General features: G+C 71.6%; 17 protein-coding genes. 10 read left to right on the top strand and 7 right to left on the bottom strand.

From position 1 onward, the window contains the following. Positions 1-17 precede the first annotated feature (17 nt). The 6 genes from ACFY10_RS24650 (at position 18) to ACFY10_RS24625 (ending at position 8,658) form a co-directional block, all read left to right on the top strand. Positions 18-623, top strand: a complete 606-nt coding sequence (locus ACFY10_RS24650) for a histidine phosphatase family protein (RefSeq protein ID WP_390667349.1) — start codon at positions 18-20, stop codon at positions 621-623. Positions 624-653: 30 nt separating this feature from the next. Next, on the top strand, positions 654-1,844 hold the full coding sequence (locus ACFY10_RS24645; RefSeq protein WP_390667348.1) for an acetyl-CoA C-acyltransferase: 1,191 nt from the start codon (positions 654-656) through the stop codon (positions 1,842-1,844). 19 nt (positions 1,845-1,863) lie between these two features. After that, positions 1,864-2,838, top strand: a complete 975-nt coding sequence (locus ACFY10_RS24640; RefSeq protein WP_390667347.1) for a PDR/VanB family oxidoreductase — start codon at positions 1,864-1,866, stop codon at positions 2,836-2,838. Positions 2,839-2,920: 82 nt separating this feature from the next. After that, the gene (gene icmF, locus ACFY10_RS24635; RefSeq protein WP_390667346.1) at positions 2,921-6,151 is read left to right on the top strand and encodes a fused isobutyryl-CoA mutase/GTPase IcmF; all 3,231 of its coding nucleotides are present in this window, start codon (positions 2,921-2,923) and stop codon (positions 6,149-6,151) included. Between the two features lie 29 nt (positions 6,152-6,180). Beyond that, a complete protein-coding gene (locus tag ACFY10_RS24630; protein WP_390667530.1) occupies positions 6,181-7,041 on the top strand; it encodes a 3-hydroxybutyryl-CoA dehydrogenase in 861 nt (286 codons plus the stop codon). 222 nt (positions 7,042-7,263) lie between these two features. Continuing rightward, the gene (locus ACFY10_RS24625) at positions 7,264-8,658 is read left to right on the top strand and encodes an MFS transporter (RefSeq protein ID WP_390667345.1); all 1,395 of its coding nucleotides are present in this window, start codon (positions 7,264-7,266) and stop codon (positions 8,656-8,658) included. A gap of 39 nt (positions 8,659-8,697) precedes the next feature. Here the strand turns inward: ACFY10_RS24625 and ACFY10_RS24620 are convergent, their stop codons facing one another. From ACFY10_RS24620 to lnt, 4 genes are all read right to left on the bottom strand, one after another. Continuing rightward, positions 8,698-10,647 carry a helix-turn-helix domain-containing protein gene (locus ACFY10_RS24620; RefSeq protein ID WP_390667344.1) on the bottom strand — a complete coding sequence of 650 codons (1,950 nt, stop codon included), beginning with the start codon at positions 10,645-10,647 and terminating at the stop codon, positions 8,698-8,700. A gap of 76 nt (positions 10,648-10,723) precedes the next feature. Further along, positions 10,724-11,524, bottom strand: a complete 801-nt coding sequence (locus ACFY10_RS24615) for a 3-hydroxybutyrate dehydrogenase (protein WP_390667343.1) — start codon at positions 11,522-11,524, stop codon at positions 10,724-10,726. A 54-nt stretch (positions 11,525-11,578) separates the two neighbouring features. Continuing rightward, entirely contained in the window at positions 11,579-12,058 is a 480-nt protein-coding gene (locus tag ACFY10_RS24610) for an NUDIX domain-containing protein (RefSeq protein WP_390667342.1), read from the bottom strand. Positions 12,059-12,125: 67 nt separating this feature from the next. Further along, positions 12,126-13,736 carry an apolipoprotein N-acyltransferase gene (gene lnt / locus ACFY10_RS24605; protein ID WP_390667341.1) on the bottom strand — a complete coding sequence of 537 codons (1,611 nt, stop codon included), beginning with the start codon at positions 13,734-13,736 and terminating at the stop codon, positions 12,126-12,128. A 246-nt stretch (positions 13,737-13,982) separates the two neighbouring features. Here lnt and ACFY10_RS24600 point away from each other — a divergent pair, with 246 nt between their 5' ends. Beyond that, positions 13,983-15,050, top strand: a complete 1,068-nt coding sequence (locus tag ACFY10_RS24600) for an O-antigen ligase family protein (protein ID WP_390667340.1) — start codon at positions 13,983-13,985, stop codon at positions 15,048-15,050. 9 nt (positions 15,051-15,059) lie between these two features. On the opposite strand, the gene ACFY10_RS24595 is transcribed toward ACFY10_RS24600, so the two are convergent. Together ACFY10_RS24595 and ACFY10_RS24590 are read right to left on the bottom strand one after the other, a co-directional pair. Continuing rightward, positions 15,060-15,605 carry a hypothetical protein gene (locus ACFY10_RS24595; RefSeq protein WP_390667339.1) on the bottom strand — a complete coding sequence of 182 codons (546 nt, stop codon included), beginning with the start codon at positions 15,603-15,605 and terminating at the stop codon, positions 15,060-15,062. Between the two features lie 87 nt (positions 15,606-15,692). Beyond that, on the bottom strand, positions 15,693-16,478 hold the full coding sequence (locus ACFY10_RS24590) for a glutamate racemase (RefSeq protein WP_390667338.1): 786 nt from the start codon (positions 16,476-16,478) through the stop codon (positions 15,693-15,695). A gap of 39 nt (positions 16,479-16,517) precedes the next feature. On the opposite strand from ACFY10_RS24590, the gene ACFY10_RS24585 reads away from it, so the two are divergent. Further along, the gene (locus tag ACFY10_RS24585) at positions 16,518-17,717 is read left to right on the top strand and encodes a glycosyltransferase (protein ID WP_390667337.1); all 1,200 of its coding nucleotides are present in this window, start codon (positions 16,518-16,520) and stop codon (positions 17,715-17,717) included. Positions 17,718-17,722: 5 nt separating this feature from the next. Here ACFY10_RS24585 and ACFY10_RS24580 read toward each other — a convergent pair whose 3' ends face one another. Further along, complete coding sequence (locus tag ACFY10_RS24580; RefSeq protein WP_390667529.1) at positions 17,723-19,042, bottom strand: TerD family protein; 1,320 nt, start codon at positions 19,040-19,042, stop codon at positions 17,723-17,725. A gap of 298 nt (positions 19,043-19,340) precedes the next feature. Between ACFY10_RS24580 and ACFY10_RS24575 the strand changes: the two genes are divergently transcribed. Beyond that, the gene (locus tag ACFY10_RS24575; protein WP_390667336.1) at positions 19,341-19,775 is read left to right on the top strand and encodes a DUF6643 family protein; all 435 of its coding nucleotides are present in this window, start codon (positions 19,341-19,343) and stop codon (positions 19,773-19,775) included. Positions 19,776-19,818: 43 nt separating this feature from the next. Continuing rightward, positions 19,819-20,646 (top strand): MOSC domain-containing protein, encoded by an 828-nt coding sequence (locus ACFY10_RS24570; protein WP_390667335.1) that lies wholly within the window; start codon positions 19,819-19,821, stop codon positions 20,644-20,646. Positions 20,647-20,801: the final 155 nt, after the last annotated feature.

Here is a 20,801-nt window from a genome sequence, read left to right as displayed (position 1 = left end):
CGTACGAAGGATCACCCATGACCGAACTCCTCCTCGTCCGGCACGGCCTCCCCCTGGCGGGCGTGTTCGACCCGGGGCTGTCACCGGAGGGCAGTGCCCAGGCAGAGCGACTCGCCGCCTGGCTCGTGCACGAGGACGTCGACGCCCTGTACACCAGCCCGTTCCTGCGTGCCCGCGAGACGGTGGCTCCCTTGGAACGGCTCACCGGCATGACCGCCACCGTCCTGGACGACCTGCGCGAGTGGGACACCGACGTCTCCCACCCCTATATGCCACCGGAGCAGATCGGCGCGGAGGACCCCCGCGGGGCGGCACTCGCCGAGGGACGCTACGAGGACTTCGTGCCCGACCTGGACTGGGACGCCTTCCGTGCGCGTGCCGTACGCGCCATGGACACCATCTTCGACGCCCATCCCGGCGGGCGGATCGCGGTCGTGTGCCACGGCGGGATCACCAACACCTACCTGGCGACGGTGCTCGGCCTGCCGACGATGTTCTGGTTCCATCCCGGCTACACGTCCGTCAGCCGGGTGCGGCGCATGCCCGGCGGCCGGATCGTTCTGCACTCGGTGAACGAAACGGCCCACATGATCGCCCGACGTGCCGTCGACGCGGCCGCCTGACCCCGTCCCACTCCCCAGGAGGTCCCGGCCATGCCCGGATCCGTCATCGTCGCCGGAGCAAGGACGCCCATCGGCAGACTCATGGGCGCCCTGAGCACGGTGTCCGCCGTCGACCTCGGCGCCCACGCCATCGGCGCGGCGCTGGCCGCCGTGCACCTGGAACCGGCAGCCGTGGAAGCCGTCGTCATGGGCCATGTCGTGCAGGCCGGGGCCGGCCCCAACCCGGCACGGCAGGCCGCGATCCGCGCCGGCATTCCGTTCTCCGTCCCCGCGAGCACCGTCAACAAGCTCTGCCTGTCCGGTCTGCACGCCATCGCCCTGGCCGACCTCATGATCGCCTCCGGCCGGCATGAGGTGGTCGTCGCCGGTGGCATGGAGTCCATGTCGGGCGCCCCGCACCTGCTGCGCGGATCACGCACCGGCTGGAAGTACGGCTCGACCACGGTGGAGGACGCCCTCGACCGTGACGCCCTCGTCTGCGCCTTCGACGGCGTCTCCATGGGAGCGGCCACCGAGCGCTATCAGCAGCCGTACGCCCTGACGCGCGAGGAGCAGGACGCGTACAGCGCGCTGTCCCATCAACGGGCCGCCCAGGCGCAGGAGTCGGGTGCACTGTCCGAGGAGATCGTCCCGGTCACCGTGGCCGGGCGCCGGGGCGAGACGGTGGTCGACACCGACGAAGGCGTACGGCCGGGGAGCACCGCAGAGGGCCTGGGGCGGCTCAAGCCGGCCTTCTTGGGGGCGGGCACGATCACCGCGGGCAACTCGTCACAGCTGTCCGACGGCGCCGCGGCCCTCGTCGTGATGAGCGCGCAGCGCGCCCGCCGGGAGGGCCTGACCCCGCTCGCCGAGATCGGCGCCTACGGCACGGTCGCGGGCCCCGACCCCTCGCTGCTCGTCCAGCCGGCCGGCGCAGTCCGCGACGCCCTGTCCCGGGACGGCCGGCTGAAGTGCGCCGATCTGGACCTGTTCGAGATCAACGAGGCGTTCGCCTCGGTGGCCCTGGCTTCCGTACGGGAGCTGGACATCCCCCTGGACAAGGTGAACGTCAACGGCGGCGCGATCGCGCTCGGGCACCCGGTCGGCATGACCGGAGCCCGGCTGATGCTGACCCTCGCGACCGAACTGCGACGGCGCGGAGGCGGCAGCGGAGCGGCGGCCCTGTGCGGGGGCGGCGGCCAGGGCGACGCGCTGCTGCTTCACGTGCCGACTCAGGCCTGAACCCCGGAGCTGACCCACCATGAACGACCAACTGCCCGCCTGGACGCCCCTCACCGTGGCGACCCGTACCCCCGCCGCCGACGGCGTCGTCTCCCTCATCCTGCGCCGCCCCGACGGCGGTGTGCTTCCCGCCTGGGCTCCGGGCGCCCACATCGACGTACTCCTGGACGGCGACGACGGTGAAGAGGGCGGCCTGATCCGTCAGTACTCCCTGTGCGGGCACCCGGCCGACCGTGCGGCCTGGCAGATCGCCGTGCTGCGCGAGCCGCGGGGCCGGGGCGGTTCCGCGTACGTCCACGACCACCTGTACGAAGGCACCACCGTGCGGGTCCGCGGGCCGCGGAACAACTTCCCGTTGCGGCCCGCCGCACGCCATCTGTTCATCGCCGGCGGCGTCGGCATCACGCCCATCCTTCCCATGCTGGAGGCCGCCGAGGCCGCGGGAGACGACTGGCTTCTGCTGTACGGCGGCCGCACCCGCACTTCCATGGCGTTCCTCGACCGCCTCGCCGCGCACGGGGATCGCGTGCTCATCCGTCCGCAGGACGAGTACGGCCTGCTGGACCTCGCCGCCCACCTCGGCGTACCCGAGGAGGGCACCCTGGTGCACGCCTGCGGGCCCGAACCCCTGCTGCTGGCGGTGCAGGAGCAGTGCGCGGGCTGGCCCCCCGGCACGCTGGGCCTCGAGCGGTTCGCCCCGGCGCAGCCGACCGGGTCCGGCCCGGCCGGGGCCTTCGAGCTGGAGCTCGCTCGTTCCGGGCTCACCCTCACCGTGCCGTCGGACCGCTCGGTACTCGAAACCGTCGAGGAGGCCGGCGTCGCGGTGGACTTCTCGTGCCGGGAAGGCACGTGCGGCACCTGTGAGACGGACGTACTGGAGGGCAAGCCCGACCATCGCGACTCGCTGCTGAGCGAGGACGAGCGGGCCGCCGGCGACACCATGCTCATCTGTGTCTCCCGCTCGTGCGGGCCGCGCCTGGTCCTCGACCTGTGACGGCGATCACCTCCAGCAATTTACTAGGACGTCCTAGTATTTCTGATGTCAGCAGTACCCTGCTCCGTCCGGGAAGGCCCTCATGAGCGATCTGCACCGGCCCGTGCACCCTGTTCGCCTGGTCACCGCTTCAGCTCTGTTCGACGGGCACGACGCGTCGATCAACATCATGCGGCGGATCTTCCAGTCCCAGGGTGCGGAGGTGATCCACCTGGGCCACAACCGGTCGGTGCGGGAGGTCGTGGACGCGGCGCTGGAGGAGGACGCACACGGCGTGGCCGTCTCGTCCTACCAGGGCGGGCACGTCGAGTACTTCGAGTACCTGGTCGAGTCGCTGCGTGCGCAGGGCGCCGGCCACATCCGCGTGGTGGGCGGCGGAGGGGGCGTCATCGTTCCCGACGAGATAGCCCGGCTGCGCAACAGCGGGGTGACCATCTTCTCCCCGGAGGACGGCCAGCGGATGGGCCTGGCCGGGATGGTCAACTCGGTGGTGCGGGACTGCGACTTCGACCTCTGGGACGGCAAACCGGCCGAAGCGGCCGCCGTACTGGCCGGTGACCGGTTCGCGATCGCCCGCGCCATCACCGGTGCGGAACTCGGCAAACTGCCCCCGGAGTTCCTCGCACAACTGCGTGCCACGGCTGCCGCCGGGTCGGTGCCGGTGCTCGGCATCACGGGCACCGGTGGTTCGGGGAAGTCGTCCCTGACCGACGAGTTGGTGCGCCGGTTCCGTGTCGACCAGCAGGACAAGCTGCGGATCGCAGTGATCGCGGTCGACCCGACCCGTCGCCGCGGCGGTGGCGCCCTGCTCGGTGACCGGATCCGGATGAACTCCCTGGACGGCAGCCGAGTCTTCTTCCGCAGCCTGGCCACCCGCGGCAGCCGCGAGCTGCCCGAGCACCTCGCGGACGTGATCGACGTCGTGAAGGCCGCCGGCTTCGACCTGGTGATCGTGGAGACGCCGGGCATCGGCCAGGGCGACGCGGCGATCGTGCCGTTCGTCGACACCTCGATGTACGTGATGACGCCGGAGTTCGGCGCCGCCTCGCAGCTCGAGAAGATCGACATGCTCGACTTCGCCGACGTGGTGGCGATCAACAAGTTCGAGCGGCGCGGCGCCAAGGACGCGCTGCGCGACGTGGGCCGCCAACTGGTCCGCAACCGCGAGGCGTTCGGCATGCGGCCCGAGGACATGCCGGTGTACGGCACCTCGGCGGCCACCTTCAACGACGACGGGGTCACCGCGCTGCACCAGCACCTGAAGACCGCCCTGGCCGAGAAGGGACTGCCGCTGTCCGAAGGCACGCTGGCACCGGTCGGCATTCGCCACTCCTCCGGCATCCGCCAGGTCGTCCCCGCGGACCGGGTGCGCTACCTCGCCGAGATCACCGACACCGTCCGCGCCTACCACGGCGAGACCGCCCAACTGGCCGAGGCGGCACGGCGAGTGCAGCGCTTGGACGCGGTCCGGGGCGAGCTCGTCGAGGTCGGCTCCGACGCCGCGAACGTGCAGTCGCTGCTCGACGAGGCCCGCAGGCGGCTCCCGCACGACATCAGCGAGCAGATCGAGAACTGGCCCGCCGTCATCGCCGCCTACTCCGGCGACGAGCAGGTCGTGAAGGTCCGTGACAAGGAGATCCGCACCAGGCTGACCCGCGAGTCGCTCTCCGGCAACAAGATCCCCCGCGTCGCCCTGCCCCGCTTCACCGACCACGGGGAGCTGGTGCGGTTCTGGCGCGGGGAGAACCTGCCCGGCCACTTCCCCTTCACCGCCGGGGTGTTCCCCTTCAAGCGTGACGGTGAGGACCCGGCGCGGATGTTCGCGGGCGAGGGCGACCCGTTCCGCACCAACCGCCGCTTCAAGCTGCTCTCCGAGGGCCAGCCCGCCACCCGCCTGTCCACCGCCTTCGACTCCGTCACCCTCTACGGCCGCGACCCCGACGAACGCCCCGACATCTACGGCAAGGTCGGCACCTCCGGCGTCTCGGTGGCCACGCTGGAGGACATGAAGGCGCTCTACGACGGCTTCGACCTGGTCGCGCCGACGACGTCGGTGTCGATGACGATCAACGGGCCCGCGCCGACCATCCTGGCCTTCTTCCTCAACACCGCCGTCGACCAGCAACTCGAACGCTTCCGGGCCACCGAGGGCCGCGAACCGTCGCCCGAGGAGACGGCCGAGCTGCGGGCGCACGCGCTGGCGAACGTGCGCGGCACAGTCCAGGCCGACATCCTCAAGGAGGACCAGGGCCAGAACACCTGCCTGTTCTCCACCGAGTTCTCCCTGCGGATGATGGCCGACATCCAGGAGTGGTTCATCGAACAGAAGGTCCGCAACTTCTACTCGGTGTCCATCTCCGGCTACCACATCGCCGAAGCCGGCGCGAACCCCATCAGCCAACTCGCCTTCACCCTGGCCAACGGCTTCACCTACGTCGAGGCCTACCTCGCCCGCGGCATGCGCATCGACGACTTCGCCCCGAACCTGTCGTTCTTCTTCTCCAACGGCATGGACCCCGAGTACTCCGTCCTCGGCCGCGTGGCCCGCCGTATCTGGGCCGTCGCGATGAAGGAGAAGTACGGCGCGGGCGAGCGCAGCCAGAAGCTGAAGTACCACGTCCAGACCTCGGGACGCTCGCTGCACGCCCAGGAGATGGACTTCAACGACATCCGCACCACCCTGCAGGCGCTCATCGCGATCTACGACAACTGCAACAGCCTGCACACCAACGCCTACGACGAGGCCGTCACCACCCCCACCGAGGACTCGGTCCGCCGCGCCCTGGCCATCCAGCTGATCATCAACCGGGAGTGGGGCCTGGCGATGAACGAGAACCCCCTGCAGGGGTCGTTCATCATCGACGAACTCACCGACCTGGTCGAGGAGGCCGTCCTGGAGGAGTTCGAGCGGATCAGCGAGCGCGGCGGTGTGCTCGGCGCGATGGAGACCGGCTACCAGCGCGGCCGTATCCAAGACGAGTCGATGCTCTATGAACAGCGCAAGCACGACGGCACTCTGCCCCTCATCGGCGTCAACACCTTCCGCAACCCCCACGCCGACATCGCCGAGCCCGGCGTCATCGAACTCGCCCGCGCCACCGAGGAGGAGAAGCACTCCCAACTGGCGCGCGTACAGGACTTCCAGGCCCGACACCAGGAGCCGGCCCACACCGCCCTGGCCGCCCTCAAGGACGCGGCGGTGGGCGGCGACAACGTCTTCGCCGTCCTCATGGACGCCGCCCGCGTCTGCTCGCTGCAGCAGATCACCGACGCCTTCTTCGAGGTCGGCGGCCAGTACCGCCGCAACGTCTGACCACTACCACTGACCGGATGGGACATCACATGGACTCCGTCACCCGTCTCGGCGTCGTCGGCTGCGGCCTCATGGGCTCCGGCATCGCCGAAGTCGCCGCCCTGGGCGGCCTCTACGTCCGTGTCGCCGAAGCCACCCCCGACGCCGTCGAGGCAGGCCGCCGTCGGGTCACCGCCTCCCTCGACCGAGGCGTGCAGCGCGGCAAGATCACCGAGGAACAGCGCGGCCAGGCCCTCGCCCGGCTCTCGTTCACCCACGACCTCAGTGACCTGTCCGACCGTCAATTCGTAGTCGAGGCCGTCGCCGAGAACCGCGAGATCAAGACCGACGTCCTGCGCTCCCTGGACAAGGCGGTCGAAGACCCCGCGGCGATCCTGGCCACCAACACCTCCTCCATCCCCGTCGTGGATCTCGCCGTCGTCACCGACCGTCCCGGCCAGGTCATCGGCATGCACTTCTTCAACCCCGTTCCGGTACAGAGGTTGGTCGAGCTCGTTCCCGCCCTCACCACCAGCCCGGACACCGTGCAGCGCACCCGCGACCTGGCGACGCAACTCGGCAAGCAGCCCATCCAGGCACCCGACCGCTCCGGCTTCGTCGTCAACGCCCTCCTCGTGCCCTACCTGCTCAGCGCGGTCCGGATGGTGGAGTCCGGCGGCGCCCGGCCCCAGGACATCGACCAAGGCATGGAACTCGGCTGCGCCCACCCCATGGGTCCGCTCCGCCTGCTCGACCTGATCGGCCTGGACACCGCCCAAGCCGTCGCCGAGTCGATGTACGAGGAGTTCAAGGAACCGCTGTACGCCCCGCCGGCACTACTGCGCCGCATGGTCGCCGCAGGCCACCTCGGCCGCAAGAACGGCCGCGGCTTCTACGCGTACGACGCCTGAACAAAGGCCGGCCGCCCACAAAGCCCAGGTCTGCCCAGTACCGTCGTGACGCTACGTGATGGGTACAAGACTCCTCACTCGGACTTCGAAGTGGAGGCATAGGGGACGCACGCACACTCCACCCCCGAACTATGTAGTCCCACCACATGTCCGCCTGACCTGCCTCTTCCTACGGTGTGCCGACACGTACCCGTCCCCATCGCACACGAGGAAGTGGCGCACATGGCCTCCGCAGCATCCGCTCCACCGACGCCCGGCACCCCCGCCAGTCTCAAGCGCATCGTCGCCGCCAGCCTCATCGGCACCACCATCGAGTGGTACGACTTCTTCCTCTACGGTTCCGCCGCAGCGCTCGTCTTCAACAAGCTGTTCTTCCCCGACTCGGATCCCCTGGTCGGCACCCTCCTCTCCTTCCTGACGTATGCCGTCGGATTCGCCGCCCGTCCGCTGGGCGCGCTGGTCTTCGGGCACTTCGGCGACCGGATCGGGCGCAAGAAGCTGCTGGTGCTGAGTCTGCTGCTGATGGGTGGGGCGACGTTCGCGATCGGGTTGCTGCCGACGCATGCGACGGTCGGCACCGCCGCGCCCGTGCTGCTGACCACCCTGCGCCTGATCCAGGGCTTCGCGCTGGGCGGCGAGTGGGGCGGGGCCGTGTTGCTGGTGTCGGAGCACGGCGATGCCCGGCGGCGCGGCTTCTGGGCGTCGTGGCCGCAGACCGGGGCGCCCGCCGGGCAGTTGCTCGCGACGGGTGTGCTGTCCCTGCTGACGGCCGTGCTGTCGGACGACGCCTTCGGCTCCTGGGGCTGGCGGATCCCGTTCCTGCTCTCCGGCGTGCTGGTGATCGTCGGTTTGTGGATTCGTCTTTCTGTCGATGAATCGCCCGTGTTCCGGCAGGCGTTGGCACAGGCGGAGGCCCGCAAGGCCGACCGGTCGGCGGCGGCGGAGAAGCTGCCGCTCGTGTCCGTACTGCGCGACCACTGGCGGGATGTGCTGGTGGCCATGGGCGCGCGCATGGCGGAGAACATCAGCTACTACGTCATCACCGCGTTCATCCTCGTCTACGCCACCACGTCGGCCGGTGTCTCCAAGCAGACCGCGCTCAACGCGGTGCTGATCGCGTCGGCGGTGCACTTCGCGGTCATCCCGGCCTGGGGCGCACTGTCGGACCGGGTCGGACGCCGTCCGGTGTATCTGCTGGGCGCCATCGGCGTCGGGCTGTGGATGTTCCCCTTCTTCTCCCTCATCGACACCGGCGGCTTCGGCAACCTGGTCCTCGCGGTCACCGTGGGCCTGGTGCTGCACGGTGCGATGTACGCGCCCCAAGCCGCCTTCTTCTCCGAGATGTTCGCGACCCGGATGCGCTACTCCGGTGCCTCCATCGGCGCCCAGTTCGCCTCCGTCGCCGCGGGCGCGCCGGCGCCCCTCATCGCCACCGCACTGCTGGCCGACTACGACAGCTCCACCCCCATCGCCCTGTACGTCATCGCCGCGGCCGTCCTGACGGTCCTCGCGGTGGGGGTCGCCAAGGAGACCCGTCACCGGGACCTGGCCGAGGTCGACCCGTCCGTCGGCGCGGAGCATACGACGGCCACGGCGGCGGACGCGCGCACCGTGTGACCTGCCGGAACCTGCCCCCGTACGCCTCGCGTACGGGGGTCAGTGTGTGGCGCGTGCCGACAACCGGTGCAGACGCAGGGCGAGTTGGATCTCCAGGGCGCGGGCGGGTTCCTGCCAGTCGTCGCCCAGGAGGCGGGCGACGCGCTCCAGGCGCTGGGCCACCGTGTTGACGTGGACGTGGAGTTCGTCCTTGGTGCGGGCCGGGCTCATGCCGCAGGTGAAGTAGGCGTCGAGGGTGCGCACGAGGTCGGTGCCGCGCCGTTCGTCGTAGGCGACGACGTGTCCGATCGTGCGGTCCACGAAGCCGGCGATGTCCCGGTCCCCGGCGAGCAGCAGGCCGAGGAAGCCGAAGTCCTCGGCTGCGGCCCCGTCGCCGGGGCGGCCGAGCAGGCGCAGGGCGTCCAGGCAGCGCCGGCCCTCCGCGTAGGCGGCGGCCGCGGTGTCGGGGTGGGCGGCGAGGTCCTGGACGGGGGCGGAGGCGCCGACGGTGACTGCCTCGTGGACCGCGGTGCCCAGCTGGTGGGCGGTGCGGCGGGCCAGGTCGGTGGCGGTGTCGTCGGGGGCCAGCGGCAGCAGCAGGACGGTGCCGCCGTCGCGCGCGGCGGCCAGGCCGTGCCGGGTCGCGGCGAGGTGCGAGGCGGCGGACCACAGGCGTCGGCGGGCGGCCGCCTCCTGGTCGGCGTCGGGGGCCGTGCCGTCGAGTCGGGCGGCGAGCACCACGTGGGTGGCGTCCAGGTCGGCGTGCAGCCGGGACGCGCGCTCGCGCAGCAGGCGCGGGTCGCGGTCGCGGGCGTCGAGGAGATCGTCCAACAGCTCGCCGCGGACGCGCTGTTCGGCCTCGGCGGCCGAGCGTCTGGCGAGCAGCAGCAGCGAGGTGACCATCGCGGCGCGCTCCAGGGTGAGCTGGTCCACGGGGTCGAGGCCGGGGTGGCCGCGCAGGACGAGCGCGCCGAGCAGTTCGCCGCCGGCGGCCACCGCGGCGATCCAGTCGTCCTGGTGGCGTACGGCGTGCCCTTCGGCGCGGGAGGCCTCCAGGGGGGCCGCCGGTGCGTCGAGGGCCTCGGTGAACTCGACCGTGCCGTCGAGGACTTGGGAGACGGCCGCGGCCACGTCGTGGACCCCGCCGCCGCGCAGCACAAGCTCCGCGAGCCGGTCGTGGACGTCGGAGGCGCGCTCGATGACGCCGCTGCGGTCCTGGATGATCTCGTTGGCGCGCTCCAGGCCGGCCAGGGCCGAGCGGGTCTCGGTGAGGAGGTTGGCGGTGTCGATGGCGGCCGCGGCCAGCGCGGCGAACGAGCCGAGCAGCGCGATCTGCTCCCGTTCGAAGACCCGGGCACGCCGGTCGGCCGCGAACAGGACGCCGATGACATGGTGGCCCAGCATCAGGGGCACGCCGAGGATGGCGACCAGGCCTTCGTCCCGCACTCCGGCGTCGATGGCGTTGGTGTGCTGGAAGCGGTCGTCCTTGAAGTAGTCGTCGGTGACGTACGGGCGGGCGGTCTGGGCCACGAGGCCGCCGAGCCCCTCCCCCATGCCGAGCCGCAGCTGCTGGAAGCGGGCGGCGACCGAGCCCTCGGTCACCCGCATATAGGTGTCGCCGCGGTCCGGGTCGTTCAGGCTGAGGTAGGCGACGTCCGTGCCGAGCAGGGAGCGGGCGCGCTGCACGATCGCCTGCAGTACGGCGTCCAGGTCGCGCAGGCCCGCCAGGTCGTGGGCCGTCTCGAAGAGCGCGGACAGCTCGGCCTCCCGGCGGCGGCGCCCCTCCAGTTCCGCACGCACCCGCAGCGCGAGCAGCTTGGCCTGCTCGAGCGCGGCGATCGTCTCGGCCGGCCGTGCCTCGGCGCGGGCCAGCAGCACCGGCTGCTCGTAGGCGTCGGCGGAGGCGCCCCTGGCCAGCAGCTGAAGGAAGGGCGTCTCGGCGCCGCTGAGCGCCGGCCCGGCCGCTTCGGCGTCGGCGAGCTCGGCGGACTGCACGTGATCGCGGGACATGCTCACAGGATTCCTCATCGCACGGCCGCCCCGTCAGCCCTGTGGACAACTCCTAGCTGCACGGGCGCGGGCCTGGTCAGTGCGCGGTCCAGCCGCCGTCGAGGACGAGCGACGTGCCGGTCACGAAGGAGGCATGCGGGCTGCACAGATAGGCCACGGCCTCGGCGACCTCCTCCGGTTCGATGAGCCGTTTGACGGCGCTGTCCTGCAGCAGCACCTCTGCAAGGACCCGCTCCGCGGGGATGCCGTGCGCCTGTGCCTGGTCGGCGAGCTGCTTCTCGACCAGGGGGGTGCGCACATAGGCGGGGTTCACACAGTTCGAGGTGACGCCGTGGGGCGCGCCTTCGAGGGCGGCGGTCTTGGACAGGCCCTCCAGACCGTGTTTGGCGGCCACATAGGCCGACTTGTAGGCCGAGGCACGCAGCCCGTGGACGGAGGACACATTGACGATACGGCCCCACCCCTGGCCGTACATGTGGGGCAGCGCTCCGCGGATGAGGCGGAAGGGCGCCTCCAGCATCACGGTGAGCACGGTGTGGAAGACCTCGGGCGGAAACTCCTCGATGGGGCGCACCAGCTGCAGCCCGGCGTTGTTGACCAGGACGTCGGTGCCCGCGGCGGCCAGTTCGGCGGCGTCGAGGTCGGTGAGATCGAGGGCATGCGGCTCGACCGTGCCCGCGAGACCCCCGGCCTGCTCGGCGAGCGACTCCAGACCCTCGCCGTCCCGGTCGACCGCTCTCACCTTGGCCCCGGCGGCCGCCAGGCGCAGCGCACAGGCGCGGCCGATGCCGCCGGCGGCGCCGGTGACGAGGACGGTCCGGCCGCCGAGGTCCAGGGAGGGGGTGTGGGGAGCCGGGAGGGCGCTGGGCGGGGTCATGTCTCGACCCTAAGCAGCACCCCCGCCACCCCACATATGGTCACCACCCATACTTCACTCGGAACTCATGGGCTCGAACCACGTGGGTTCGTCGGACAGGGCCTGCTTGATCCGGAAGTGGTGGTAGTCGGTCATCTCGGGCAGCTCGTCCAGCGCGAACCAGCCCACCGCCAGGGACTCGTCGTCGTTCACCCGGGCCTCGCCGTCGATGACGCGGCAGCGGAAGCAGAGGTCCATGAACTGGCAGGTGTCGCCGTTGGGGTAGGTGACCTGCCGTCCGGACCGCACCGCGATCAGCCGCTCGACGGCGACCCGGACGCCCGTCTCCTCCTGCACCTCGCGCACGAGGGCGGCGGCGGGTTGCTCACCTGGGTCCGGGATGCCGGAGATCAGCGCCCACCGGTGGTTGTCCGCGCGCTGCCCGAGCAGGACTCTGCCCTCGTCGTCGAAGACGACGGCGCTCACGCCGGGAAGCCAGAGCAGCTGGTGGCCTGCGGAGGCCCGGATCTCGCGGATGAAATCAGGAGTTGGCATGACACCGACCCTAAGGGCCGGTGTCACGGTCCCGGCGCACTTCACGGGGCGTGCGCCGGGCGTACGGCTATGCGTCCCGGGCGCGCCGCCCGCGCACCCCGGCGCCGATCGCCCAGCCGAGTCCGCCCGCGGCAACCAGCACCAGGGCGATCTCCGGCAGGATGCCCACCCGGGTGGCCGGCGTCTCGGACGACCGCAGCGGTACCTTCTGCACCAGGTGGGCGGGCACGAACATGCCGGTCTTCTGGGTGATCTTCCCGTCCGGCATGATGATCGCGCTGACGCCGCTGGTGACCGGCACCGTCACGGTGCGGCTGTGCTCGACGGCACGGACGCGGGACATGGCGAGCTGCTGGTAGGTCATCTCGCTGCGGTCGAAGGTCGCGTTGTTGCTCGGCACGGAGATCAGCTGCGCGCCGTCGGTGACCTCGGAGCGCACGGCCCAGTCGAAGGCGGCCTCGTAGCAGGTGACCAGGCCGACCTTTGCGTGGGCCATGGCAAAGACGCCCGGCTTGGTGCCCCGGCTGAAGTCCTGGCGTTGCAGTGACGTCCAGTCGCTGTTGATCGCGCCGATGAGCGAGCGCAGCGGCAGGTACTCGCCGAACGGCTGGATCTGCCGCTTGTCGTAGCTGTCGACAGGGCCCTTCTCGGGATCCCAGAGGATCTGCTCGTTGTACCACTTACCGTGCCGCTCGACGACAGAGCCAACCGAGACGGGCACGCCGATCGCCTTGGCCGCGCTGTCGATGACGGCGTACGCGTCGGCGTTGTCGAACGGGTCGACGTCGGAGGAGTTCTCCGGCCACAGCACGAGGTCGGGCTTGGGCGTCTTGCCGGCCTTGACCTCGGCGGCCAGGCGCATCGTCTCGCGCGCGTGGTAGTCGAGCACGGCACGCCGCTGGGCGTTGAACTCCAGCCCGGAGCGCGGCACATTGCCCTGGATGAGTGCGACGGTCGCATAGCCGTCCTCGGCCTTGTCGCTGACCAGCGAACGGGCGGCGACCGCGCCGACCACCGGCACGGCAACGCTCAGCAGGGCTATGGCCGCGGCCGACCGCTGGACGGCCCGGGTGCGCCGCGCGTCCAGGGCCAGGCGTACGACCTCGTAGAGGCCGAAGCCGCACAGGACGACCGCGAAGCCGAGTACCGGGGTGCCGCCCACCGCGGCCAGCGGCAGGAAGACGCCGTCGGCCTGACCGAACGCGATCTTGCCCCAGGGGAAGCCGTTGAACGGCACACGCGCGCGTGCCGCCTCGCCCGCGATCCACACCGCGGCCGCCCACACCGGCCACGCGGGCAGCTTCGACACCACGGCGACGCCCGCACCGACCAGCGCGACGAAGATCGCCTCGATCGCCACCAGGGCCAGCCAGGGCACGGAGCCGACCTCCACGCCGGTCCACACCAGCAGCGGCAGCAGGAAGCCGAGGCCGAAGAGATAGCCGAGGCCGAGGCCTGCCTTCCAGCTGCGGCCGCGCAGCACCCAGCCGAAGACGGCGAAGGCCGGAACGGCCAGCCACCACAGGGTGCGCGGCGGGAAACTTACATAGAGCAGCACTCCGGAGAGCGCGGCGGCGAGGGCCGGAACGAAGCGTACGAGGCGCACCGCGCGCGATGCGGGCGCGCCCTGCGGCTGCAACTGGTCCGACTCGTCCACGGAGGTTGCGGTGACGGTCACTCCGGGAGTGTACGGCGGGTGACCTTGACACGGACAGCGCGGTCCGCCGGGCAGCACGGGGCACTGCGCGGCGCAGGCGCCGCATCGTTCCTGCGTAACTCGGCCCAACTCATCCACAAAACGTCCATCAGCCGTTACGGTGTGCCCAGCCACAGTCGCCCGGCCGGTCACGGCCTCGGCGGCCTGGGTCGTGCGAGGTCGGGGGGCTTCGGTTCCGGTTCGGGGGGCGGGGTGGGTTCCACAGGGATGACGTCTGAGGCCGGTCCTGGGGAGGTCGGCGAGAGACGAAACGTTTCTGACGCGGTGGGCGTGGTGGTGCTCGGGGCGTGTGCCACCTGGTCGCTGATCACGGCGACCGTGCATGAGGGCCGCCCGGAGGGCGTGCTGCTGGCGGTGCTGGCCGTGGCGGCCGGTTATGCCGTGGGGCGGATCTGCGGGGTGTTGCTGCCGGTGGCCGCGCCGTGTGCAGGGGCGCTGGCCGGGCTGGGCCTGGTGGTGGCCGTGCCGTACCTGGCCCCGGGGCCGCAGATCGTGGCACCGCTCGGACACGCCGGTGCCACTGCCGCGCTGCTGACCCTGTGCGTCGGCGCTGCGTGCTGCGCGGCCTGGGCCGCCGAGTCGTCGGCCGGGCGGTTCGCGATGGGAGCGCTGGCGGCCGCCATCACCGTGACCGCGGCCGTCCTGGGCTCGACCAGCGGTTTCGTCACCTGTACCGCCGTGGTGCTGTGCTCCCTGGCCGCCGGCCGTATGCGCAGCCGCGGCGCGGGCATCGCCGGCCTCGCCCTGACCGCGGCCCTGGTGACCGGCCTGACCTGGGCCGTTGCCGGAAATGCGCTGCCCGAGGGGCTGACCACGTCCCTGGAAGGCCAGCTCACCCAGCACCGGGTCCAGCTGTGGCAGGACGCCCTGCATCTCGCGCACCGCAACGCCGCCCTGGGCGTGGGCCCGGAGCGTTTCGGTGAACTGAGCACGACGGCGACCCGGACCCTGCTCTCGGACGGCAAGCCGCACTCGGCGCTGTTGCAGCAGGCGGCGGAACAGGGCGTCGTCGGCGTGGCCCTGCTGGGGGCGTCCTTCTGCTGGGTGCTGCATGCGCTGTGGCGCTCTGCGCGGCCCACGCCGGTGGTACTCACGGCGGGGGCGGCCCTGACGGCGCTCGCGGCGATCGCCGCGGTCGGCAATGCGCTGAGCTTCACCGCCGTGTCGGTCGGTGCGGGCCTTCTTGCGGGCCTGGCCACGGCCCGGCCGCTCGCCGACGAGTCACCGCAGCCGGAGGCGGGCCTGCGCCCGCGCGGCGACCGGCTGACGCCGTGACGGTGCTGCTCAGTGCAGTGCGCCGGTCGTGCCCGGCCGCAGACGGTCCCTGATGACCCGTACCGCGGCCTCGGCGTTGTCCACCGTCACCGTGAACGTGTGGCCGTCCCACAGGCGCAGCACGACACCCTCGCCGCGGCGCACGACCACCGCGGTGCCCTTCTCGGGCCGCCAGCGATAGCCCCAGCCGCCCCAGTGCCGCGGATTGACGTGCGCGTCGAACTCGGCGCCGGCGACATGCGAGAGCGGGATGCGGCGGCGCGGCACACCGATGTGGCCGCAGCGCACCTCGAGGCACTCCTTGTCGAGCTTGAGATCGACATGCAGGAAGGCCAGCGTGCCGAAGAGGACCAGCAGCCCGGCGGCGATGCAGCCGACGACGGCCATCACGAGCGGGGCGATGCCCGACGTCCAGGCGGAGTCGACGGCCAGCTCGATGCCGAGCGCCATGACGGCCGCACCGGCCAGCGCCGGCAGCCACTGGACCCGCTTGGTGGCGCGTCCGGTCCAGACGTCGGGGTGCTGGGCCTGCTCGCCGTGGGGGTGGTCCCTCATACTCATGAGGTTACTCAGGTTTCGCAGCGCGGGTAGCGGGTGGCGGAGAGTGACTGCGCCGACGAGGCCGTCAGGGCGTGCCCCGGGTCACCGCGCGGGACTGACCGCCTTGAGGAAACGTCCCTCTTCATAGGTCAGCGCGGTCTCGGGCAGCTCGGCCTCACGGCCGCTGAGCAGCACCGTGAGGGTGCCGTCGGCGGGGGACTCGGGGGCGGGCTGCTCGCCGATCCGGCGCAGGCCCTGGGCGACGACCGCGCCGGCGGTGCCGTGCAGGATGAGCGGCGGCCGGCCGGGTTGCTGTACGGCGGCGCGAATGCGCTCGGCCACCAGTTCATAGTTGGTGCAGCCGAGGACGAGGGTCGTGATGTCGTCGGGGGTGCGTGCGGCGGCCGCGGCGATGGCGGCCTCGACCGCTGCTTCGTCGGCATGGTGCACGGCGTCCGCAAGCCCGGGACAGGGCACCTCGGTGACGTCCACACCCGCGGCGAACTCGGCAATGAGACCGCGCTGGTAGGGGCTGCCCGTTGTGGCGGGCGTCGCCCAGATGGCGACGGGGCCGCCGCCCGCGGCGGCGGGCTTGATCGCGGGCACGGTGCCGATGATCGGCAGCTTCGGCTCGAAACGGGCGCGCAGCGCCGGAAGGGAGTGCACGGACGCGGTGTTGCAGGCGACGATCAGAACATCGGGCCTGTGCGCGGCGGCAGCCCCGGCGACGTCTAGGGCGCGCTGCGTGATGTCCTCCGGTGTGCGCGGTCCCCAGGGCATCCCGTCGGGGTCCCACGACAGGACCAGATCCGCGTCGGGCCGCAGACGGCGCGCCACGGCAGCGGCGGGAAGCAGACCGATTCCGGAGTCCATGAGCGCGATCTTCACCCGGCCACGATAGACGATGGGCCCTTGCGGGCCGGTGGGGTGGGGCAGACTGCGCGGGTGAGCGCCATCGTGTGGATCGCCGCCGTATCACTCGCCGCCTGGCTGTGGCTGCTGCTCTGTCAGGGCTTCTTCTGGCGCACGGACGTCAGGCTCCCGCGCCGCCAGGATCCCGGCGAGTGGCCGTCGGTGTGCGTGGTCGTCCCGGCGCGCGACGAGGCCGCCGTGCTGCCCGCGAGCCTGCCGTCGCTGCTGGCCCAGCAGTACCCGGGCCGGGCGGAGATCTTTCTGGTCGACGACGGCAGCTCGGACGGCACCGGGCAGCTGGCCCGCGACCTGGCGGACACACACGGCGGACTGCCCCTGACCGTCGCCTCCCCCGGCGAACCGCCCGCCGGCTGGACGGGCAAGCTGTGGGCCGCGCGGCACGGCATCGGCCTGGCACGCGCGCGCGGGCCCGAATATCTGCTGCTGACGGACGCGGACATCGCGCACGCCCCGGACAGCCTGCGCGAGTTGGTCGCCGCCGCGCGCAGCGGCGGCTTCGACGTCGTGTCGCAGATGGCTCGGCTGCGAGTGGAGAGCCGGTGGGAGCAGCTCGTGGTGCCGGCCTTCGTCTATTTCTTCGCGCAGTTGTACCCGTTCCGCCGGATCGGCCGGAAGGGGACGCGGACGGCGGCCGCCGCGGGCGGCTGCGTACTGCTGCGCACCGACGCCGCCGAGCGGGCGCGGATCCCGGACGCGATCCGGCACGCCGTCATCGACGACGTGGCGCTCGCGCGCGCGGTCAAGGGCAGCGGCGGACGCATCTGGCTGGGGCTGGCCGAGCGGGTGGACAGCGTGCGGCCCTATCCGCGGCTGCACGACCTGTGGCGGATGGTGTCACGCAGCGCGTACGCGCAGTTGCGGCACAATCCGCTGCTGCTGCTCGGGACGGTCGTCGGGCTGGTCCTGGTGTATCTGGTGCCGCCCGCCGCCCTGGTCGCGGGCCTGGCCGCCGGGGACGGGGCAGCCGGGGCCCTCGGCGGTGCCGCGTGGCTGGTGATGACGGGGACGTACGTCCCGATGCTGCGCTATTACCGCCGGCCGGTGTGGCTCGCTCCGCTGCTGCCGTTCACCGCGTTCCTCTATCTCCTCATGACGGTCGATTCCGCGGTGCAGCACTACAGGGGACGCGGTGCGGCCTGGAAGGGCCGCACCTACGCGCGCCCGGACGCCGTCGCGGACGAGCGCCCTCTCTAGGGCGCTCACTTCCTGCCCGGGGTCCAGTTCATGCCCCATCCGTAGGCGTAGTCGACGGTCCGCTGGGGGCTCACCCCGCGCTCGGGCACCAGGTAGCGGGCCTCGCGCTGGACGACCAGGTCGTTGCCCGTCTTGGTGATCAGGGCGAGGGCGCACACCGTCGAGGGGACGGTGCACTCGTCGAGGGAGAAGTCGATCGCAGCGCCGTACTGCGGCTGGAGGGTGACCGTGGCGTGCAGGTCGGCGAAGGACCGCGCGCCTTCGTAGATGGTCACGAAGACGAGGATGCGCCTGAAGGACTGTTTGTGGTCGAGGTTGATGGTGAGGTTCTCGCCGCTCGTGACGGCGCCGGTGCGGTCGTCGCCGTCGAGGTGGATGTACGGCGGCCGCTGCAGGGCCCCGAAGGCGTTGCCGAGGGCCTGTACGACGCCCTTGCTGCCGTCGGCGAGTTCGTACAGGGCGCACAGGTCGAGGTCGAGGTCTGCGTGCATGGCGACCGCGCGGCCGCGTTTGCTGCCCCATCCCGAGAACTGCTTGCGCACCTGCCAGTTGAGGTTCACGCGCATGGCGCCCGAGGTGCCGCCCTGTTTGGCCAGCGAGACCGTGGGGGCCGCCTTGGTGAGCGTCACCTTGCTCAGGCGGACCGGTTGCGTGGGCGGCGCCGGCGGCGGGGGCGGCTGCACGGCGGCCGGGGGTGCGACCGGCGGGGGCATATGGACCGGCGGTGCGGTGGGCGGCGGCGCGACGGGCGGGGGCGTGGTCATCGGCGGTGCGGCCGGGGGCGGCGGCGCGGGAGCGGTGTGCTGCGGCTCGTCCACCGCGATCCCGAAGTCCGTCGCCAGGCCCTCGAGTCCGCTGCTGTAGCCCTGACCGACGGCGCGGAACTTCCAGGCGCCCTGGCGGCGGTAGAACTCACCGAGTACGAAAGCGGTTTCCACGCTCGCGCCCGTGCTGTCGAAGCGGGCCACCGCACCACCCTGGGCGGCGTCACGGACCTCGATGTAGAGGTCGGGGACCTGTCCGAACGTGCCGCCGTCCGCGGAGGCGGCGAGGACGATCGTCTCGACCGCGGGCTCCACGCGCGCGAGGTCGACAAGGAGGGTGTCGACGAATCGGCCGCCGCCGTCCCGCTTGCCCTCGTGCCGGACCGCCCCGGAGGTGTGCACGGGCTGGTTGTAGAAGACGAAGTCGCCGTCGGAGCGGACCTTGCCGCCCACGAGCAGAAGTGCGGAGGCGTCCGCGTCCGGCACGCCGGGTCCGGAACGCCACCCCAATTCCACCCGCAGCGCCGTCGTCGGCACCGGAGTATTCGATCCTTTCGGCATTGACATGTCCGCCCCCATCACGTGTCACTGCGCCAGTCCGGGCCCCGGCGGCTCTTCCGGTTCTCTACACGCACAACCTATTCCCCACGACAGCGAACTCCCACGAGGAGCACAGGAAGACCGGTGGCCAACCGCAGGTAACCCGCCCGGAACTCGGCCTTTACACGACCTGTACCTCGATCGGCGCCCTTTTTTGCCAAGTTCGCTCGCATTGGGGATCCCGCGTCACTGCCGACACTGAAAACAACCCTCTTATCGGTCTCCCCAACTAGCACATCGAGGGCTTAACTTATGTGCCATGACCTCCCCCCGCTCCACCTTCGGCGGCGGCTACTACTCCGCCTTCCCGGACACCCCGATCTACGACAGGCTCGTCGCCGAGCGGGGCACCCCGCAGATCGCTCCGATCCGGGTCCCCGCCGCGTACGACGCGCCGGGCAGCTACCTGCCGGCCCTGCCGTCGGCTCTGCCCGCCCTTCCGGCGGGCCCCTCCCAGCCCTCCTACGGCTATCCGCAGGCGCAGCAGCCGGCTCCGCTGCAGCAGGCGCCCGCGGCCTACATCCCTCAGCAGGCCACGGCGCCGCGCGGCTATCCCGGCCCGCAGCCGCCGCAGCCACAACGGCCGATGCCGGCCGGCACGGGCTACGAGGCGATGCGCCCCGCGGCCGCCCGGCCCGCCCCGGCTCCCTATCAGGACCCGTACAACAACCAGCAGCAGTACCGCGGCTACTGAGCCGCCCTCCCCGCTTGTCACTGCCGCCTGGCACGATGGCCTGATGGGGAACGCGCTGCTGCAGTCGATTCACGTCCATCCGGTGAAGGCGTTCCGGGGCCTTGCGCCCCGGGAAGCCGTCGTGGAGCCCTGGGGGCTGGCCGGAGACCGGCGCTGGGTGCTGATCGACGCCGGGGGAAAGGTCGTCACACAACGTCAGCAGCCGCGCCTTGCGCTGGCCGCCGCCGAGCTCGTGCCCGGCGGCGGCGTTCGCCTGTCCGCACCGGGCCTGGACCCGCTGACCGTGGAGGTGCCCCGGCCGGCCGGCACCGTGCCGGTGGAGATCTTCGGCGACAAGGTCGAGGGAGTGCTCGCCGAGGACGCGGCCGCGCACGCCTGGTGCAGCGACTATCTCGGCGTCGATGTGCGCCTTGTGCACATGGATGATCCGGCCACGCGCCGGCCCGTCGACCCTGAGTACGCACAACCGGGCGAGACGGTCAGCTTCGCCGACGGCTATCCCTTGCTGCTCACCACAATCGCCTCCCTCGACGCCCTCAACTCCCTGATCGCCCAGGGCGCCCGCCCGGCCGAGGGCCCGCTGCCGATGAACCGCTTCCGGCCGAACGTGGTCGTGGCCGGCACCGCCGCCTGGGCCGAGGACGGCTGGTCCCGCATCGCGATCGGCGAGGTCACCTTCCGCGTCGCCAAGATGTGCGGGCGCTGCGTGGTGACCACCACCGACCAGGAAACCGCCGTGCGGGGCAAGGAACCACTGGCCACCCTGGGACGCCACCGCCGCATCGGCGGCAGCCTGGCGTTCGGTCAGAACCTGGTGCCCCTCTCCCCCGGCACGGTCCGGGTCGGCGATCCGGTCACGGTTCTCGCTTAGCCGGCTCGTGGGGCGGCGCTGCAGGAGGGCTGCGCGTCGGCCCGCGAAGAAGGGGCGCGAAGAAAGATCCGGTCAAGGAACGGTGCGCGGGAACCAGGGCCGGGGGCCTGCGCGTTGGGTTTTCGTGAGAAGTTCATGAGAGGCCCCGGGGGCAG

Source organism: Streptomyces sp. NPDC001401 (assembly GCF_042895385.1).
Classification (GTDB): domain Bacteria; phylum Actinomycetota; class Actinomycetes; order Streptomycetales; family Streptomycetaceae; genus Streptomyces.
The sequence above is the reverse complement of the archived record's forward strand: the minus strand, read 5'-3'. Positions and strand labels throughout refer to the sequence as shown.

Excerpts from the sequence above, each read along its gene's own strand:
- ACFY10_RS24570 (WP_390667335.1), top strand. The coding sequence starts at position 19,819 with ATGGGGAACGCGCTGCTGCAGTCGATTCACGTCCATCCGGTGAAGGCG.
- ACFY10_RS24615 (WP_390667343.1), bottom strand. The coding sequence starts at position 11,524 with ATGACCCCGCCCAGCGCCCTCCCGGCTCCCCACACCCCCTCCCTGGAC.
- ACFY10_RS24650 (WP_390667349.1), top strand. The coding sequence starts at position 18 with ATGACCGAACTCCTCCTCGTCCGGCACGGCCTCCCCCTGGCGGGCGTG.
- ACFY10_RS24600 (WP_390667340.1), top strand. The coding sequence starts at position 13,983 with ATGACGTCTGAGGCCGGTCCTGGGGAGGTCGGCGAGAGACGAAACGTT.
- ACFY10_RS24595 (WP_390667339.1), bottom strand. The coding sequence starts at position 15,605 with ATGAGGGACCACCCCCACGGCGAGCAGGCCCAGCACCCCGACGTCTGG.
- ACFY10_RS24625 (WP_390667345.1), top strand. The coding sequence starts at position 7,264 with ATGGCCTCCGCAGCATCCGCTCCACCGACGCCCGGCACCCCCGCCAGT.
- ACFY10_RS24575 (WP_390667336.1), top strand. The coding sequence starts at position 19,341 with ATGACCTCCCCCCGCTCCACCTTCGGCGGCGGCTACTACTCCGCCTTC.
- ACFY10_RS24620 (WP_390667344.1), bottom strand. The coding sequence starts at position 10,647 with ATGTCCCGCGATCACGTGCAGTCCGCCGAGCTCGCCGACGCCGAAGCG.
- ACFY10_RS24630 (WP_390667530.1), top strand. The coding sequence starts at position 6,181 with ATGGACTCCGTCACCCGTCTCGGCGTCGTCGGCTGCGGCCTCATGGGC.
- ACFY10_RS24640 (WP_390667347.1), top strand. The coding sequence starts at position 1,864 with ATGAACGACCAACTGCCCGCCTGGACGCCCCTCACCGTGGCGACCCGT.
- ACFY10_RS24645 (WP_390667348.1), top strand. The coding sequence starts at position 654 with ATGCCCGGATCCGTCATCGTCGCCGGAGCAAGGACGCCCATCGGCAGA.
- icmF (WP_390667346.1), top strand. The coding sequence starts at position 2,921 with ATGAGCGATCTGCACCGGCCCGTGCACCCTGTTCGCCTGGTCACCGCT.
- ACFY10_RS24580 (WP_390667529.1), bottom strand. The coding sequence starts at position 19,042 with ATGCCGAAAGGATCGAATACTCCGGTGCCGACGACGGCGCTGCGGGTG.
- ACFY10_RS24610 (WP_390667342.1), bottom strand. The coding sequence starts at position 12,058 with ATGCCAACTCCTGATTTCATCCGCGAGATCCGGGCCTCCGCAGGCCAC.